Origin of the sequence: Mesorhizobium ciceri biovar biserrulae (assembly GCF_001618845.1) — a bacterium.
Classification (GTDB): Bacteria; Pseudomonadota; Alphaproteobacteria; order Rhizobiales; family Rhizobiaceae; genus Mesorhizobium; species Mesorhizobium ciceri.
The window spans coordinates 5,335,831-5,352,127 of record NZ_CP015064.1 but is presented as its reverse complement, the minus strand read 5'-3'; the positions used below and the strand labels follow the sequence as shown (position 1 = coordinate 5,352,127).

Here is a 16,297-nt window from a genome sequence, read left to right as displayed (position 1 = left end):
AAAATTGGTAATACCAGATTGGATCAGAAAAGCGGATCGAAAGTGAGGGCTGCGATCCATTTTCCGGCGGGGCGAGGAGGCTCGAAACCGGAAAGGTGCGATCACGGGAGGAACTACCAGGGCCGGCCACGTTGCCGGCTCGCACGATAAGGTAGAACGCGCACAAGGGAGGAAATCATTATGCGCAAGTTAGTGACCAGCGTACTTGCTGGTATCGGCTTAACGCTTGCCTGCGGAACGTCCGTTTACGCGCAGGAAAAGTCACTCACCATCTTCTGGGCTGAATGGGATCCCGCAAACTATCTGCAGGAGCTCGGCAACGAGTACGAGAAGCAAACCGGCGTCAAGATCACGGTGGAAACCACCCCGTGGGCCGATTTCCAGACCAAGGCCTTTACCGAGTTCAACGCCAAGGGCAGCGCCTATGACCTGGTCGTCGGCGACTCGCAATGGCTTGGTGCCGCCTCCGAGGGCGGTCACTATGTCGACCTCACCGACTTCGTCAAAGAGAACAAGGTTCTCGACAAGATGGCTCCGGCGACGGTCAAGTTCTACTCCGAATATCCCGGCAACAGCGGCAAATACTGGTCGATCCCGGCCGAGGGCGACGCCGTGGGCTGGGCCTACCGCAAGGACTGGTTCGAGGATCCGAAGGAAATGGAAGCGTTCAAGGCCAAGTATGGCTACGACCTTGCCGTTCCGAAGACCTTCAAGGAAATGACCGACATCGCGGAGTTCTTCAACAGGCCCGACCAGAACCGCTACGGCATCGCCATCTACACACAGAACCAGTATGACGGCCTGGCGATGGGCTTCGAGAACGCGCTGTTCTCGTATGGCGGTGAGCTCGGCGACTTCGGCACCTACAAGGTCGACGGCATCATCAACTCGGACAAGGCGGTGGCCGCGGCGGAAAACTACCGCAAGCTGTTCGGCTTCACGCCTCCGGGCTGGACCAACGCCTTTTTCGTCGAGAACAACCAGGCCATCACCGAAGGCCTGGCGGCGATGAGCATGAACTACTTCGCCTTCTTCCCCTCGTTGATCAACGAGGCGTCGAACCCGAACGCCAAGAACACCGGCTTCTTCGCCAACCCGGCAGGTCCAGGTGGCGAGCAGTTCGCCGCGCTCGGCGGCCAGGGCATTTCCGTCGTCTCCTATTCCAACAACAAGGAAGAGGCGATGAAATTCCTGAAGTGGTTCATCCAGGACGATACGCAGAAGAAGTGGGCGGCCCTCGGCGGCTACACCTGCAACAAGGCCGTGCTGGAATCGGCCGAGTTTCAGAACGCCACGCCCTACAACAAGGCCTTCTACGACACGATGTTCAAGGTCAAGGACTTCTGGGCGGTGCCGGAGTATGCGGAACTGCTGCAGCAGCTCAACCAGCGTGTCTATCCGTACATCGTAAACGGCGATGGTACGGCCAAGGAAATGCTGGATGCGCTGGCGAAGGATTGGGACGCCACGTTCAAGAAATACGGCCGCGGCCAATAACCGACATGTAGTGCGGAGGAGGCCTGCGCCTCCTCCGTTTTCTTTTTCAGGAATGGGAGCAGGTCTTGGCGACCACAATGATCACACCGCTGAATACCTCCTCCAGAGCCGCCTCTCGCGGCCTCAGCGACATTTCGATACGCAACCTCTTCATCATTCCGACGATCGTGTTCCTGATCGTCTTCAACATCTTTCCGCTGATCTATTCGCTCGGCTATTCCTTCACCGACTTCCGCGCATCGACCAATGCGCCGGCCAATTTCGTCGGACTGAAGAACTATCGCGAGCTCCTCAGCGACCCTTATATCTGGAACAATTTCGCGGTGACCGCGAAATACGTCATCGTCTCGGTCGTCGGTCAGGTTGTCGTCGGCTTTGGAACGGCAATGCTGCTCAATCGCACCATTCCGCTCAAGGGCCTGATCACGACATTGCTGCTCTTGCCGATGATGCTCTCGATGGCGGTGGTCGGCCTGTTCTGGAAGCTGCTCTACGATCCGTCCTGGGGTGTCATCAACTACGTGCTCGACCTCGGCAAATTCCAATGGCTCGGCGACCCGAAGATGGCGCTCTACGCGGTCGCGTTCACGGACATCTGGATGTGGTCGCCCTTCGTCATGCTGTTGTCGCTCGCCGGGCTTTCGGCGGTGCCGAAGCATCTTTACGAAGCTGCCGCGATCGACCGCGCCGGGCCGTTCTATACCTTCTTCCGCATCACGCTGCCGCTGGTCGCGCCGATCCTGATGATCGCGGTCATCTTCCGCACCATGGAAGCCTTCAAGACTTTCGATCTTGCCTATGTGCTGTCGACGCAGCCGAGCACGGAGGTGATTTCCATCCGTCTCTACAAGATGGCTTTCCAGGAATGGCAGACGGGGCGCTCCTGCGCGCTTGCCTATATCGTGCTGATCATGGTGCTGGCGATCACCAACATCTATGTGAAATACCTCAACAAAGTTAAGGAGCGCTGAGATGGCGGCCGTCCAGACTTCGGGTGAACGGGCGCTCAACAAGGTCGCTATTGTCGCCGTCCTCTTGGTGACGATCATCTTCCTGGCGCCGATCTACTGGATCGTGGCGACCTCGTTCAAGCCACGCAACCTGGCCACGACGATCCCGCCGACGGTGATGTTCGAGCCGACCATCTCGCCTTTCGTCAAACTTTTCACAAAGCGCTCACAGTTGCGCAGCCCGCCGTCGGCCGAAGAATATGCCGCCGCCCCGTGGTGGGAACGCGTCGTGTTCGACGGCGGCGAGAAGATCGTGCGCGACGGCAAGGGCCAGGTGCAATGGTCGGGATATCCGAGCCGCTTCCTGAACTCGCTCATCATCGCCATCACCTCGACGGTGTTGGCGGTCGGCATGGGGACATTCACCGCCTATGGCTTCTCGCGCTTCAAGGTGAAGGGGGAAGCGGACCTGCTCTTCTTCATCCTGTCGACGCGCATGTTGCCGGCGGTGGTGGTCGCCATCCCGATGTTCCTGATGTACCGGGCAGTCGGGCTCAACGATACGCATCTGGGCCTGATCATTCTCTACACCGCCTTCAACCTGTCCTTCTCCGTGTGGCTGATGAAGGGTTTCATGGACGAGATTCCGAAGGAATATGAGGAGGCCGCGCTTGTCGACGGCTACACGCGCATGGAGGCGTTCTTCAAGATCGTGCTGCCGGAGGCCGCCACGGGCATCGCCGCCACCGCCGTGTTCTGTTTCATCACCGCATGGAACGAATACGCCTTTGCGCTGATCATGACCAACCGCCGCGCCCAGACCGCGCCTCCCTTCATCCCGAGCCAGGTCGGTTCGGGCCTGCCGGACTGGACGGTGATCGCCTCCGGAACCTTCCTGTTCCTGCTGCCGGTCGCCATCTTCACCTTCCTGCTTCGCAATCATCTGCTGCGCGGCATGTCCTTCGGAGCGATCCGCAAATGAGTTTTCGCGCCTTCAACCAGAAATACCTTGAGCCTGGGTCGCAGATACTGATGGTGCTCGGCATCGTCGCGCTCTGCCAGCCCTGGAACATGCTGCTGCACAGCTATGGCCTGACCATCATCCTGATCGGGCTCGTCGGCTTCAACGTAACCTCCAAGATCGCGCCCGAGGAGAAGGCCGGCACCGGCCAGGTGCGCAATCCGGGAGCACAGCATTGACCCAGATCGAGCTTCGCGGCGTCCAGAAATTCTTCGGCGCCGTCCAGGTCATCAAGGACCTGAACCTCAAGATCGCCGACAACGAGTTCATCGTGCTGCTCGGCCAATCGGGCTGCGGCAAGACGACGACGCTGCGCGCCATCGCCGGGCTGGAAACCATCGACGAGGGCGACATCTTCATCGACGGCAAGCCGGTGCAGCATTTGAAGGCCGCCGACCGCGACATCGCCATGGTGTTCCAGTCGTTCTCGCTCTATCCGCATATGAGCGTCTACGAGAACATCGCCTTCCCCTTGCGCGCCACGCGCAAGAGCAAGACGGAGATCGACAGCGAGGTGCGTTCGGTCGCCAAGACGCTGCAGATCACCGACCTGCTGGACAAGAAGCCGTCGGCGCTCTCGGGTGGCGACATGCAGCGCGTCGCCATTGGCCGCGCTCTGGTGCGGCGACCGAAGGCCATGCTGATGGATGAGCCGATCGGCGCGCTCGACGCCAAGCTGCGCGAGGAGATGCGCGCGGAAATCAAGCGGCTGCACATCAAGCAGGGCTCGACCACCATCTATGTCACGCACGACCAGATCGAGGCCATGAGCCTGGCCGACCGCATCGTCATCATGCACGCAGGCGTCTTGCAGCAGGTCGGCACGCCCGACGAGGTCTATTCGCAGCCGGCAAATCTGTTCGTGGCGCAATTCGTCGGCAGCCCGGTGATGAATGTCACCGATGCGGCGGTGGCCGAGACGGCGTCCTCGGTTTCGGTGACGGTCGGTGGAGCCGCCGCCGGCTTCGAGTTCCCGCGAGCGCTGCTGTCGAAGCTCAACGGCCATGCCGGCGGCCAGTTGGCGCTTGGCATACGGCCGGAAGGCGTGCTCATCCGGCGCGAGGCGACCGAGGGCTTCGTGCCTGTCGACACACATATCGTCGAGCCGCTCGGCTCCTTCGACATCGTCGATCTCAAGGTCGGAACCGAGTTGCTGCGGGCCCGCACCAAGAGCGGCTTCGTTGCCGGACCCGGTGAAAGGGTCTTCGCCAGGATCGACCCGACCCAGGCGCATTTCTTCGACAAGGCAAGCGGCAAGTCGCTCGAGGTGAGACTCTGATGGCCCATATCCAGCTCAAGAACATCTCGAAGACCTTCGGCAACCACACGGCGCTCACCGGGCTCGATCTCGAAATTGCCGATGGCGAGTTCTTCGTGCTGCTGGGCGAGACGGGCGCCGGCAAGACGACGACGCTGCGGCTTATCGCCGGCCTGGAGAAGCCCAGCGAAGGCCAGGTCTTCATCGACGGCGTCGACGTTGCCGACTGGGGTGCGGCCGAGCGTGACGTGGCGCTGGTGCTGCAGCAATATTCGCTCTATCCGCGCTACACGGTGCGCGAAAATCTCGAATTCCCGCTGAAGCCGAAAATTCGCCGGCTGCCCGACGCCGAGATCAAGGACCGTGTCGACCGTGCCGCCCGTACGCTGCGGATCGAGCATCTGCTCGACCGCAAGACGGATCGGCTGTCCGGCGGCGAGATGCAGCGCGTCTCGATCGGCCGCGCCATTGTGCGCAAGCCGCGTGTGTTCCTGATGGACGAGCCGCTGTCTGCGCTCGACGCCAAGCTGCGCGAGGCGCTGCGGACTGAACTGAAGAACCTGCAGATACAGCTCGGCGCCACCTTCCTGTTCGTCACCCACGATCAGATCGAGGCGATGTCGATGGGTGACAAGGTCGGCGTGCTCAACCATGGCCGAATCGTCCAGACCGGCACACCGCATGAGATCTACAACAATCCACGCGACACCTATGTGGCGAGCTTCGTCGGTTCGCCGCCGATGAATCTCATCGACGGCAAGCTCGTGAACGGCCGCGCGGTGATGGCGCCGCTGAATTTCGAATTGCCTTTTTCAGGGGGAGCCAAAGCGGGCGGGGCGACCGATGGTCGCCCGCTCGTCTTCGGCATTCGTCCCGAGGACGTCTATCTCGAGAGCGGCGCGCCGGTCGAGGCGCGTGTCCACGACGTCGAGAACCACGGCGTCGAAAAGATCCTGACGCTGCGCGTCGGCGACGCGACAGTGCGTGCAACCGTGCCGGCCAGGACCGACGTCGCCATCGAGCAGGCGGTGCGCTTTGCCTGGAACCCCGACAAGGTGGTGCTGTTCGACAAGGGCAGCGGCGTCAGCTTGCGTCACGCCTCGTAGCCGCATCCCAGCCTATTTCTGGAAGTAGGTTTCGTAGGGCGTGTCGTTGATCAGCAGGATCACGCATTCCGTGTCGGAGACGCAGGCGTCGTCATGCATCTCATTGGCTTTCTGGGTCCAGTAGGATCCAGGAGGCAGTTCGACCTTGGTCGCCTCGCCGCCATCCATCTGCCAGTGCGCCCACATCCCCTTTATGACCACCGCACGATAATCCGCGGTGTGCGCATGGACCGGTGCGCGCCAGTTGCCGGGAACCTTCAGCAACGTGCCTGCCGGACCCTTGGCCCGCTCGCCCCACAATGGGCCAAGACGATGCGGCTGGTCGGGTACTTCCGCCACATAGGGGATCTTGTCGGCCGGCAGGTAGCTGTCCTCGAGGGCAAAGGCGCGCCCGGGAACCGCAAGCATGACGGCGAGTGCGATGCGCTTCGGATGATTTGGCATTGGTTCTCCTCTTCGGACCGGCTTGCCGCCGGCCTCTCGCTGCCTGGTTCTGGCAAGCTATTGCATGCGGGTGGCCCGGCAATGGCATTGCGTCCGGAAGGCTTGGCAATTCATCCAGACCCGGCAATCCACGGCCACGCTGCGGCTGGTGCCGATGCGATTGATGCCGCGCGCCATGTCGATCATCCTGACCGGCGTTTCGCTGGCGACCGTCTGTGCGGCGCCGGTCGGCGCCTATGTCGGTGACATCTGGGGCTGGCGCACGGCCTTCATGATTGCGACCGTGGTCGCCGCCCTGGCGCTGCTGGTGCAGCTGGCCACCATTCCGAAATTGCCCCCCGTGGGTGTGGCAAGCTTCCGCACCTTGCTCGACGTGCTGAAGCGTCCGTCGATCAGGGTGGCGCTGCTGGTCGTGCTGCTGGTCGCTTCGGGACACTTTGCCGGCTTCACCTATGTCCGTCCCTTCCTCGAGAAGGTCCCCGTGCTCGACATCGAGACGATCTCGCTGGTGCTGCTGGCCTATGGCATTGGCGGCTTCTTCGGCAATGTCGCCGGCGGCATCCTGGCCGAGCGCAGCCTCAAGGCAGCCGTTGGGCTGGCGCCCTTGCTGATCGCACCGGCCGCCGCCTCGATGCTGGTTTTCGGAGCTTCGCCGACGATCGCCGCTGCCGCCGTTGCGGTCTGGGGCTTTGCTTTCGGCGCGGTTCCGGTCGGGCTGCAGAGCTGGCTGGTGCGGGCAGCACCCGACCAGGCAGAAAGCGCCGGCGGACTGATGGTGGCGACGTTCCAGGTGGCGATCGCGCTCGGCGCCGTCTTCGGCGGCCTGCTGGTCGACCACACCGGCGTCGCCAGTGCCTTCGCCCATTGCGGCGCGGCGACATTGCTGGCGGCCAGCGTGGTGTTCCTGCGCGGCCCGAAGCAGGCCGAGTAGCCTCGCCGCAATCAGGCTTCCCTGACACCTGCGCGTCGGCCCGAGAACCATCACGGTTTTCGGTCGACGCCGTTGTGACGGCAGCGACGAACGAACTCAGGCCGACCGCCCATCGAAATCGAAGACCGACAGTGTCGAGGGGTCGAGATCGGCCACGCAGTTGACGTTGATGTAGGCGCTGCGTTCACGGCCCTCGCGGACATCCTCCGCAAAGGGATGGATGCCGCAGGCCCGGCAGAACCGGTGCGCGATGGCATGATTGCCGAATGTGTAGGTGCCCAAATCGTCGCCCCAGGCCAGGACCCGCAAGGTCTCGTGCGGGATGGCACACAACAGGGCGCCCTTGCGCGAGCAGATCGAGCAATTGCACCTGATGGCGCCGGTCAGTTCGGCCTTGAATTCGAAGGCGACCTTGCCGCAGTGGCAACTGCCTTTGTAGAGCATCGGATTTTCCTCGCATTCAACAGGGTGCAAAACCGTCTGCGCCGGGTTAAGTCTCGGCAAGCCAGGCACTGGCCGCTATCCCTTAAGACGTTCAAGGCGTCCGGAGTCCGACACCGAAAATGCAATCCGTCCGTGATCATCTGGAAACCATCCTTGCGCGCCTCGCCGCCCGTGCCGGCGAAGAGCGTGTGTTCACGAAGCTCTATGCCGAAGCCGCGCGGGCCGCGGCCGATGCCAGCGATGCGCGCAGCCAAGCCGGCGTGACGCTCGGGCCGCTCGACGGCACCATCGTCTCGATCAAGGATTTGCTCGATGTCGCCGGCGAGCCGACCAGGGCCGGCTCGCTGATGCTCAGGACCACAGCACCTCCGCTGCGCGATGCCGTGATCGTCAGCCGGCTGCGGCAGGCCGGCGCGGTTATCATCGGCAAGACCAACATGACCGAATTCGCCTTCACCGCGATCGGCGATAACCAGCATTTCGGTACGCCCGGCAATGCTGTGGACGCCAGCCGCATTCCGGGCGGTTCTTCTTCAGGCGCCGGCGTTTCCGTCGGCGAGGGCACGAGCGAAATATCGATCGGTTCCGACACCGGCGGTTCGATACGCATTCCGGCTTCACTCAACGGTGTCGTCGGCTTCAAGCCGACGGCGCGACGTGTGCCGCTCGCCGGCGCGTTCCCACTGTCGGCCACGCTGGACTCGATCGGTCCGCTTGCCCGAACCGTCGCCCAGTGTGCCGCCGCCGACGCCGTGATGGCCGGTGAGGTGCCGACCGCGCTGACGCCGATTGCCCTGGCAGGGCTTCGCATAGGCATTCCGCGCGGCGTCCTTTTCGAAGAGACGGAAGACGAGGTGGCGACCGCGTTCGACCGCTGCCTTGGCAAGATCGAGCAGACGGGCGCGCGGATCGAGGATTTGTCGATCGACGATCTGCTTGCCGATTTGCGCGCGGCCACCAAGCGTGGTTCGATCGCCGCGATGGAAGGGGCCGAAGTGCATGCCGACTGGCTGGCGACAGGAGCTTCGGTACCGGTCGACCCGCATGTCAGCGGACCTTTGTCGCGGGCAGCCATGCTGCCGACGCCTGTCTACATCCGGGCAATGCGCCGTCGTACAGCGCTCGCCGCCGCCATGGACGAGCGGCTGTCCTCGGTCGATGTGCTGGCCTTGCCGACCACACCGGTGACGGCGCCGACTATCGTCTCGATGTCTGACGACGCCGGGTTGCGTGACCGCACCGAAGGCCTGCTGCTGCGCAACACGCAGGTCGCCAACCAGTTCGATCTCTGCGCGATCTCGCTGCCGATGCCGGGCACTCAGCTGCCCGCCGGCTTGATGCTGGTGGCGCGCAACGGCCATGACCAACGCCTGCTGCGCATAGCAGCAGAGGTGGAGCAGCTGCTTGGCGCGTGAGCAGGGCTGAACCGCCCATCAGCGCGACGAACAGTGCTTGCGTTCGCTGTCCTTGGCGGTCCGTACGATACGGGTCGCGACCAGCCAGGGCAAATTGTACTCCTTGCCGGCGATCGTCTGGGTGCGGTGCTCGATCGAGCCATTGACGACGATCTTGCCAGCATGAAGCGCGTCGGAAAGATCGGTTATGGCCTTGTCGGCCTGCGGCAATCCGCTGGGGTCGATCGACACGCCCTTGATGATCGCCCCGGTGGCAAGGTCGAGTGCGCTGTTGGACGGGCAGGGCGCCTTGAAGCAGCGCAGCCCGTTGTCGCAATAGACATAACTGCTCTCGGCCGCGAATGCCGGCATGGCACAGAGCGAACAGGCAGCGACAAAGAGGAAGGCTAGACCGGACATGGCTCTCAACGTCGCGGAGAATTGGGGCGAAACCGCGATGTGTTACAGGCTCGCCGGAAACCGCCGCCGATAGTGATCGACCACTTCTGGATTGCGCAGATTGACCGGCAGCTTGCCCGCCAGCACCAGCAGGGCTTCGCCCGCCGCGCCGACGCCCATGCGCATCATCGATTCCTCGGTGATCCCCGCCATGTGCGGCGTGACGATGACATTGTCGAAGCCGAAATAGGGATGGTTCGACGGCAGCGGCTGCGTCGCAAACACGTCGAGCGCGGCGCCGCCGATGCGCCGTTTCTGCAAGGCCTCGATCAGCGCGTCGTCGTCGACGACCGGTCCGCGCGACACGTTGATCAGCAACGCCTGCGGCTTCATGCGGGCGATCCGCTCACGGTTGATCAGGCCGCGCGTTTCCGGCGTCAGCGGGCAGCACAGAACGATGATGTCGCTCTGCTCGACGAGAGCGTCGATCGACAGGAAGCCGACCTTGTCCGGCGCCGGCTGCATGCTGCGCGTCGTTGCCACCACTTTCAGGTCGAAGCCGTGCGCGGCGATATGGCCGACCGCCTGGCCGACGGCGCCGAGGCCGACAATGCCGATCGTCTTGCCGGCAAGCTCGCTGTTGGCGTTGGCGTGCTCGCGGCCGGCGAGCCAGCCTTTGGCGCGCAGGTCGCGATCGACGACGCGGAAGTTGCGCAGCAAGGCGAGGGCCACGAACATGACGTGTTCGGCAACCGAGCGGGCATTGACCGCCGGCACATTCGCCACCAGCACGCCGGCGGCCGTCGCTGCTTCCATCGGGATCATGTCGAGCCCGGCGCCATGACGGATTGCCGCCCGCAGCAGCTTTGCGCCGTCGAAAAGCTGTGGGGGCAGCGGCGCGCGCACGATGACGATGTCGGCATTCCTGGCTTCGGCGGCCAGCGTGGCCGGATCGATGGCGGAGGCGACGACGAGCTCTCCGGCGCCGGCCAGCATGGCCGAGGCGCGCGGGTGCAGGGCGTGGGTCGTGAGGATACGGGCCATGTCGGTCAGGCTTTTTCGAGCGCCGGGCTTTGCGGCTCCTCGCCATGGCCCTCGATCAGGCCCTTCCAGTAGCTCTCAGCGCCCTGCAGATGGGCGCTCATCAGCGCCTGGGCGAGATTGCCGTCGCGGCGCAGCAGCGCCTCATAGATCTGGATGTGCTCGGCATGCGAGCGCACGTTGCGCTCGGGGTCGTTGAAATAGATCGGCAGGCGCTGCTCGCCCATCATGTAGTAGACGCTGCAGACATTGTGGAAGACGCTGTTCTTGGTGGCGCGCACGATTTCGAGGTGGAATTCGCGGTCTTCCCTGGCAAGCCCCTCGCCGGCGGCGATGCGCTCTTCCGAAGCCTTCAGGATTTCGCGCAGCCGCTCGAAATTCTCCTCGGTGGCACGCGAACAGGCAAGTTCGGCCGCCTTGATCTCGTGGATCTTGCGCAGTTCGACCGTCTCGTAGATCTGGATCGGGTCGAGCGGCAGGCCCGCGCGGGCAAAGAGCGCCATGGCCTCCACACTGGCCTGCTTGGTGTCGATGTAGATGCCGGATTTGGCCCGGCGCTCAACGATGCGCATGGCCTCCAGGATGGCCAGCGCCTCGCGGATCTGACCGCGGCTGACGGCGAAATGCTCCGCCAATTCGCGCTCCGATGGCGTTCGGCCGCTCTCCTTGTCCGAATGGGAGAACAGGTAGGCAGCGAGTTCCGCGAGAAGGTTCTTTTCTTTCATCGTCAACCGCGTTGCGCGTGCGCCTCCAGGAACCGCTCCGAAATGGTGAATCCCAGACCCGGTTTTTCCGGGATCGCTATCATACCGTCCCTGGCTTCGACAGTCTCTTCGACCAGATCATGGATCATCGGGTTGGCGCCGAGCGAATATTCGACGGTGAAACTCGACGGCGAGGCGGCGCAGACATGCAAGCCTGCGAAAAAACAGGGCGCGCCGGCCCACAAATGCGGTGCAAAGCGCAGATTGAAGGCGCTGGCGATGGTGCCGATCTTCATCGCTTCGCTGATGCCGCCGCAGAAGGCGGGATCGGGCTGGAAGATGTCGGCGGCTTTGAGCACGGCGAGGTCGCGGAAGGCGTAGCGGGTCGCCTCGCTTTCGCCGGTGGCGATCGGAACGGCGCCACTTGCCCGCACTTCGGCCATGCCCGGCTTATCGTCGGCGATGATAGGTTCCTCGAACCAGGCGAGGTCCAAATCGTTGACAAGGTGGATGAAGCGCTTGGCTTCAGCCACCGTGTAGGTGCCGTGCGCGTCGACCATCAGTTCGACATCGGGGCCGAGCGCCTGCCGTGCGGCGCGCACGCGGGTGGCGGAAATGTGCGCCGCGCCGTCCATGGCGCCAACCCGCATCTTCAGTGCCTTGAAACCGCCCTTGGCGATATAGGACTTCAACTGCTCGCCGATGGCGTCGGCGGCCGCCCAGCCGCCGGACGCGTAAGCCGGCATGCGATCGAGCTTGCGGCCGCCGAGCAGCCGCCAGACCGGAACGCCAAGCGATTTGCCAAGAATGTCCCACAGCGCGATGTCGACGGCGCTGATCGCGGCGATGCTCATGCCGCGCCGCGCCAGCTGCGGCATGGCGTGGCCGCCGCGTGCGGCGCTGTCGTGGCGCACGCCATTGTAGAGCATCTCCCAGATGATGCCGATGTCGGCCGGATCGCGGCCGACCAGCTGCGGCCCGACTTCATGGTTCAGCATGTGGACGAGTGCACCGTAGCTGCCGGCACTGCCGGCGGCGTTCTTGCCTTCGCCCCAGCCGACCAGCCCGTCATCGGTCTCGATGCGCAGGATGGCGGCGTCGAAGGTCGTCACCTGACCGAAGTCGCTGCGGTGCTGCCGAGCGGCTTCGATCGGAACGCGGATCCACCAGGCTTGGACGGACTTGATACGCATATTCTTCCCCAGCCCTGCGCCGGTCAGGGCGGAAGGGCGAATTTCCCTGAGGCAGTCGACTACTTGATCAGCGGCAGCAACGTTTCGGCGTTGATGCGCATCTGGTCGGTGTAGAATTTCTCGGTGAGCACGCTGGAGCCGTGGTCCTGGATGAACTTCAGCTGTTCGGGCGAGATATCGACCGGATTGCGCTCGACCATGTCGGGATAGGGGGCCGCCGGCGTCCGGTCGACGGGCGCGACGAACTCGTTGGTCAGCGCGCCGTCGTAGCCGATCTCGCGCAAGGTGGCGACGATCTTCGGCCAGTCGATCTGGCCGAGACCGGCGGCGAAGCGGTTGTTGTCGGCGACATGGAAGTCGAACAGGCGCTTTCCGGCCTGCCGGATCGCGTCATAGACGTTAAATTCTTCCATATGGAGGTGGTAGGCGTCGAGGCAGACACCGCATTCGGGGCTGACCGCGTCGGCCAAAGCCAGCGCCTGGGCGCCGCGATTGAACAGATAGGTCTCGAAGCGGTTGAGCGGTTCAACAGCGATCTTGACGCCGACCTTCTTGGCGTGGGTGAAGCATTCGCGGGTGGCGTCGACGACCCACTTCCATTCCTCTTCCTCGGTGCCGTCAGGCACGACCTTGCCGACGGTCGCCGGAACCAGCGTGATGATCTCGCCATCGAGTTCGCTGACCATGGTCAGCACGTCCTTGACATACTGAACGGAACGCTCGCGCTGGCCCTGGTTCCTGGCGGCAAGGTTGCGCTCGCCCAGCATCAGGGTCACCGCGCCCCAGCAACGAATGCCATGCTCCTTCAGAAGCGCCCGGGTCTCCCTGGTCTTGTACTGCTCGGGTTCGCCGGAAATCTCGATCGACTCATAGCCGAATTTCTTGATGCGCTTGAGCGTCGTTTCCAAGGGTTCCGCGCGCATCCAGTTGTGCGTCGAAAGATGCATGGTCTGTCCTTCCCAACTCGTCTCTATGGTTCGCCTGCGACATGCATCGCCAAAAGGCGACACAAAGGTTCCTCCCCAAGGCGTTCCCAGCCTTTTCTCGCAAACTGGTTCGACCAATTGGGCCTGAAGCGAGGTCTACAGCAAATTATCCGGATCGGCAAGAAGCGCCGGGATGCAACTTTCGCTGTGGAGTATTTCCTTGATTATATTGAGATATATATGCCTGCGCCGGGTGGTTTTGGGGTCATGATGGCGCATTGCAAGGCTTGACCAAAATTCCACATTTGGTAATACCAGAATGGTGGTGCGTGCAAGCGCCCGTTGAGAAAAGACCAAAGTGGCTGGCCCTGTTTCCAATCGGCGCTATGCTCGGTCGCGAGAGAAATGAGGGAGGATGCCGATGCCGACGACAATGAAGGGCCCGGGGCTGTTTCTGGCGCAGTTCGCGGGCGACGCCGCGCCGTTCAACTCACTGGCGTCGATCACCAAATGGGCGGCCGGTCTCGGCTACAAGGGCGTGCAGATCCCGACCTGGGACGCGCGGCTGTTCGATCTCAAGAAGGCGGCCTCTTCCAAGGCCTATTGCGACGAGGTGAAAGGCATTTGCGCCGACGCCGGCGTCGAGATCACGGAATTGTCGACGCATCTGCAGGGGCAATTGGTGGCGGTGCATCCTGCCTATGACGCGCAGATGGATGGCTTTGCGCCGCCATCGGTGCACAACAATCCCGCAGCCCGGCAGAAGTGGGCTGTCGAGCAGATGAAGTTCGGCGCTAAAGCATCGCGTAATCTAGGCCTGAATGCTTCAGTGTCGTTTACCGGCTCGCTGGCTTTCCCTTACCTCTATCCGTTCCCGCAGCGGCCGGCTGGACTCATTGAGGAAGCGTTTGGCGAGCTCGGCAAACGCTGGAAGCCGATTCTCGACGTGTACGAGGACAACGGCGTCGATGTCGGCTATGAAATTCACCCGTCTGAAGACGTTTTCGACGGCGCCACTTTCGAGATGTTCCTCGACGCGGTCGGCGGCCACAAGCGCTGCAACATCAATTACGATCCGTCGCATTTCCTGCTGCAGCAGCTCGACTATCTCGAATTCATCGACATCTATCACGAGCGCATCAAGGCGTTCCACGTCAAGGACGCCGAGTTCAACCCGACCGGCCGGCAAGGCGTCTATTCCGGCTATCAGAGCTGGACCAACCGCGCCGGGCGCTTCCGTTCGCTGGGCGATGGACAGGTGGATTTCGGCGGCATCTTCTCCAAGCTGACGCAGTACAATTATGATTCCTGGGCGGTGCTGGAGTGGGAGTGCTGCCTGAAGCATCCGGAGGATGGTGCGGCCGAAGGCGCGCCTTTCATCGAGCACCACATCATCCGGGTGACGGAAAAGGCATTCGACGACTTCGCCGCTGGCACCACCGACAAGAAGTTGCTGCGCGCCATGATGGGAATCTAGCTCGATTTTCCCTCCCCTTCGCGGGGAGGGTGGCCCAAAGGCCGGGTGGGTCGGTTCACACCGCGCTCTGCCTCAACGACCCCACCCGATCCGCTGCGCGGATCGACCTCCCCTCAAGGGGGTAAGCAACAGCGAGGAGCAAGATATGGTCGGCGCATCGAAGTCGGAAACGGGAGGCGGCCCGATCCGCTACGGCATGGTCGGCGGCGGGCAAGGCGCCTTCATCGGCGCGGTGCATCGGATCGCGGCGCGGCTGGACAACGAGTTCGTGCTGGTTGCCGGCGCTTTGTCAGCCGACCCGGCCCGTGCCAAGGCCTCGGCCGCCGAACTGGGGCTCGACCCCTCACGCAGCTACGCATCCTATGCCGAGATGGCCAAGGCCGAGGCGAAGCGCCCCGACGGCATCGAGGCGGTGGCCATCGTCACGCCCAACAATGTGCATGTGCCGGCGGCAAAAGCTTTCCTCGAGGCCGGCATCCACGTCATCTGCGACAAGCCGCTGGCGACGACGCTGGCCGAGGCGAAAAAGCTTGCGGCGATAGTCGAGAAGACCGGCAAGGTGTTCGTGCTGACGCACAACTACACCGCCTATCCGATGGTGCGGCAAGCACGCGAAATGGTCGCCAAGGGCGTGCTCGGCGACATCCGCATCGTGCAGTCCGAATATCCGCAGGACTGGCTGACCGAGGATTTGGCGGCGACAGGCCAGAAGCAGGCGGCGTGGCGCTCCGACCCCAAGCAGGCAGGTGCCGGCGGTGCGCTGGGCGATATCGGCACGCATGCCTACAACCTCGCCCGCTTCGTCTCGGGGCTGGAACTGGACTCCCTGTCGGCCGATCTCGACGCCTTCGTGCCGGGACGGCTACTGGATGATAACGTCAACGTCATGCTGCGCTTCAAGCCTACCGGCAAGACGCACCCGGCCAAGGGCATGATCTGGGCAAGCCAGGTGGCGCCCGGCCATGAGAACGGGCTGAAGCTGCGCATCTATGGCTCGAAGGGTGGGCTGGAATGGGTGCAGGCCGACCCGAACTATCTCTGGTACACGCCGTTCGGCCAGCCAAAGCAATTGATTACCCGCAATGGCGCCGGCGCGCTGCCGGTGGCGGGCCGTGTCAGCCGCGTGCCGTCAGGCCATCCGGAAGGCTACCTCGAAGGCTTCGCCAACATCTACCAGGAGGCCGCACGCGCCATCCGGGCGGCGCGTAAGAAGGGCGGCAAGCCGGCAAAGGATGTCGTCTTCCCGACCATACAGGACGGCGTCGAGGGCATGGCCTTCATCGAGGCTTGCGTGAAGTCGTCGAAGAAGAACGGGGCGTGGACGAAGCTGTAGTCGCACGGCGGGTAACGAAGGCCCCCTCACCCGGATTGCCAGCCGAATTGCGAAGGGCAATTCGGGGCAATCCGACCTCTCCCCGAGGGGAGAGGAGGAGGAGATGGCGCGACGCCAAGTCTCTTCTCCCCAGCGGGGAGAAGGTGGCCGCGAAGCGGTCGGATGAGGGGGCATGGCGC

At 63.1% G+C, this 16,297-nt stretch carries 16 protein-coding genes and 1 pseudogene; 10 read left to right on the top strand and 7 right to left on the bottom strand.

The annotated features are described in order from the left end of the window. Positions 1-180: 180 nt before the first annotated feature. From A4R29_RS25210 to A4R29_RS25185, 6 genes are all read left to right on the top strand, one after another. Entirely contained in the window at positions 181-1,497 is a 1,317-nt protein-coding gene (locus A4R29_RS25210) for an ABC transporter substrate-binding protein (protein WP_013529494.1), read from the top strand. A gap of 65 nt (positions 1,498-1,562) precedes the next feature. Beyond that, a complete protein-coding gene (locus tag A4R29_RS25205) occupies positions 1,563-2,468 on the top strand; it encodes a carbohydrate ABC transporter permease (protein WP_013529495.1) in 906 nt (301 codons plus the stop codon). A gap of 1 nt (position 2,469) precedes the next feature. Then, positions 2,470-3,429 carry a carbohydrate ABC transporter permease gene (locus A4R29_RS25200; protein WP_013529496.1) on the top strand — a complete coding sequence of 320 codons (960 nt, stop codon included), beginning with the start codon at positions 2,470-2,472 and terminating at the stop codon, positions 3,427-3,429. Then, positions 3,426-3,647 (top strand): hypothetical protein, encoded by a 222-nt coding sequence (locus tag A4R29_RS25195; protein WP_013529497.1) that lies wholly within the window; start codon positions 3,426-3,428, stop codon positions 3,645-3,647. Before A4R29_RS25200 ends, A4R29_RS25195 begins: the two co-directional genes overlap by 4 nt. Continuing rightward, complete coding sequence (locus tag A4R29_RS25190) at positions 3,644-4,747, top strand: ABC transporter ATP-binding protein (RefSeq protein WP_013529498.1); 1,104 nt, start codon at positions 3,644-3,646, stop codon at positions 4,745-4,747. The genes A4R29_RS25195 and A4R29_RS25190 overlap by 4 nt, the downstream gene beginning before the upstream one ends. Continuing rightward, positions 4,747-5,832 carry an ABC transporter ATP-binding protein gene (locus A4R29_RS25185; protein WP_063173119.1) on the top strand — a complete coding sequence of 362 codons (1,086 nt, stop codon included), beginning with the start codon at positions 4,747-4,749 and terminating at the stop codon, positions 5,830-5,832. Before A4R29_RS25190 ends, A4R29_RS25185 begins: the two co-directional genes overlap by 1 nt. A 12-nt stretch (positions 5,833-5,844) precedes the next feature. Here the strand turns inward: A4R29_RS25185 and A4R29_RS25180 are convergent, their stop codons facing one another. Then, positions 5,845-6,276, bottom strand: coding sequence for a DUF4437 domain-containing protein (locus A4R29_RS25180; protein ID WP_063173118.1), 432 nt, complete (start codon positions 6,274-6,276; stop codon positions 5,845-5,847). A 139-nt stretch (positions 6,277-6,415) separates the two neighbouring features. Here A4R29_RS25180 and A4R29_RS25175 point away from each other — a divergent pair. After that, positions 6,416-7,207: pseudogene (locus A4R29_RS25175) on the top strand (MFS transporter); the annotation flags it as partial. A 96-nt stretch (positions 7,208-7,303) separates the two neighbouring features. On the opposite strand, the gene A4R29_RS25170 reads toward A4R29_RS25175, so the two are convergent. Continuing rightward, complete coding sequence (locus tag A4R29_RS25170) at positions 7,304-7,651, bottom strand: GFA family protein (RefSeq protein ID WP_013529502.1); 348 nt, start codon at positions 7,649-7,651, stop codon at positions 7,304-7,306. 119 nt (positions 7,652-7,770) lie between these two features. Between A4R29_RS25170 and A4R29_RS25165 the strand changes: the two genes are divergently transcribed. Further along, positions 7,771-9,066: an amidase gene (locus tag A4R29_RS25165; protein ID WP_013529503.1), complete on the top strand. Its 1,296-nt coding sequence runs from the start codon at positions 7,771-7,773 to the stop codon at positions 9,064-9,066. Between the two features lie 18 nt (positions 9,067-9,084). Here the strand turns inward: A4R29_RS25165 and A4R29_RS25160 are convergent, their stop codons facing one another. The 5 genes from A4R29_RS25160 to A4R29_RS25140 are packed head-to-tail and all read right to left on the bottom strand — an operon-like array spanning position 9,085 to position 13,329. Beyond that, positions 9,085-9,465, bottom strand: coding sequence for a hypothetical protein (locus tag A4R29_RS25160; protein ID WP_063173117.1), 381 nt, complete (start codon positions 9,463-9,465; stop codon positions 9,085-9,087). 42 nt (positions 9,466-9,507) lie between these two features. Continuing rightward, positions 9,508-10,488, bottom strand: coding sequence for a hydroxyacid dehydrogenase (locus A4R29_RS25155; RefSeq protein ID WP_013529505.1), 981 nt, complete (start codon positions 10,486-10,488; stop codon positions 9,508-9,510). Positions 10,489-10,493: 5 nt separating this feature from the next. Continuing rightward, positions 10,494-11,210, bottom strand: coding sequence for a FadR/GntR family transcriptional regulator (locus A4R29_RS25150; protein ID WP_013529506.1), 717 nt, complete (start codon positions 11,208-11,210; stop codon positions 10,494-10,496). A 2-nt stretch (positions 11,211-11,212) separates the two neighbouring features. Continuing rightward, positions 11,213-12,382: a mandelate racemase/muconate lactonizing enzyme family protein gene (locus A4R29_RS25145; protein WP_013529507.1), complete on the bottom strand. Its 1,170-nt coding sequence runs from the start codon at positions 12,380-12,382 to the stop codon at positions 11,213-11,215. Between the two features lie 59 nt (positions 12,383-12,441). Further along, positions 12,442-13,329, bottom strand: a complete 888-nt coding sequence (locus tag A4R29_RS25140; RefSeq protein WP_013529508.1) for a sugar phosphate isomerase/epimerase family protein — start codon at positions 13,327-13,329, stop codon at positions 12,442-12,444. Between the two features lie 400 nt (positions 13,330-13,729). On the opposite strand from A4R29_RS25140, the gene A4R29_RS25135 reads away from it, so the two are divergent. Both A4R29_RS25135 and A4R29_RS25130 read left to right on the top strand, forming a co-directional pair. Continuing rightward, the gene (locus tag A4R29_RS25135; protein WP_013529509.1) at positions 13,730-14,785 is read left to right on the top strand and encodes a sugar phosphate isomerase/epimerase family protein; all 1,056 of its coding nucleotides are present in this window, start codon (positions 13,730-13,732) and stop codon (positions 14,783-14,785) included. A 145-nt stretch (positions 14,786-14,930) separates the two neighbouring features. After that, complete coding sequence (locus A4R29_RS25130; RefSeq protein ID WP_063173116.1) at positions 14,931-16,118, top strand: Gfo/Idh/MocA family protein; 1,188 nt, start codon at positions 14,931-14,933, stop codon at positions 16,116-16,118. The last annotated feature ends 179 nt before the right edge of the window (positions 16,119-16,297 follow it).

What these genes read in the sequence shown, in the direction of transcription:
- A4R29_RS25180 (WP_063173118.1), bottom strand. Translation starts at nt 6,276, where the DNA reads ATGCCAAATCATCCGAAGCGCATCGCACTCGCCGTCATGCTTGCGGTT.
- A4R29_RS25155 (WP_013529505.1), bottom strand. Translation starts at nt 10,488, where the DNA reads ATGGCCCGTATCCTCACGACCCACGCCCTGCACCCGCGCGCCTCGGCC.
- A4R29_RS25160 (WP_063173117.1), bottom strand. Translation starts at nt 9,465, where the DNA reads ATGTCCGGTCTAGCCTTCCTCTTTGTCGCTGCCTGTTCGCTCTGTGCC.
- A4R29_RS25170 (WP_013529502.1), bottom strand. Translation starts at nt 7,651, where the DNA reads ATGCTCTACAAAGGCAGTTGCCACTGCGGCAAGGTCGCCTTCGAATTC.
- A4R29_RS25145 (WP_013529507.1), bottom strand. Translation starts at nt 12,382, where the DNA reads ATGCGTATCAAGTCCGTCCAAGCCTGGTGGATCCGCGTTCCGATCGAA.
- A4R29_RS25150 (WP_013529506.1), bottom strand. Translation starts at nt 11,210, where the DNA reads ATGAAAGAAAAGAACCTTCTCGCGGAACTCGCTGCCTACCTGTTCTCC.
- A4R29_RS25135 (WP_013529509.1), top strand. Translation starts at nt 13,730, where the DNA reads ATGCCGACGACAATGAAGGGCCCGGGGCTGTTTCTGGCGCAGTTCGCG.
- A4R29_RS25140 (WP_013529508.1), bottom strand. Translation starts at nt 13,329, where the DNA reads ATGCATCTTTCGACGCACAACTGGATGCGCGCGGAACCCTTGGAAACG.
- A4R29_RS25210 (WP_013529494.1), top strand. Translation starts at nt 181, where the DNA reads ATGCGCAAGTTAGTGACCAGCGTACTTGCTGGTATCGGCTTAACGCTT.
- A4R29_RS25200 (WP_013529496.1), top strand. Translation starts at nt 2,470, where the DNA reads ATGGCGGCCGTCCAGACTTCGGGTGAACGGGCGCTCAACAAGGTCGCT.
- A4R29_RS25185 (WP_063173119.1), top strand. Translation starts at nt 4,747, where the DNA reads ATGGCCCATATCCAGCTCAAGAACATCTCGAAGACCTTCGGCAACCAC.
- A4R29_RS25195 (WP_013529497.1), top strand. Translation starts at nt 3,426, where the DNA reads ATGAGTTTTCGCGCCTTCAACCAGAAATACCTTGAGCCTGGGTCGCAG.
- A4R29_RS25165 (WP_013529503.1), top strand. Translation starts at nt 7,771, where the DNA reads ATGCAATCCGTCCGTGATCATCTGGAAACCATCCTTGCGCGCCTCGCC.
- A4R29_RS25130 (WP_063173116.1), top strand. Translation starts at nt 14,931, where the DNA reads ATGGTCGGCGCATCGAAGTCGGAAACGGGAGGCGGCCCGATCCGCTAC.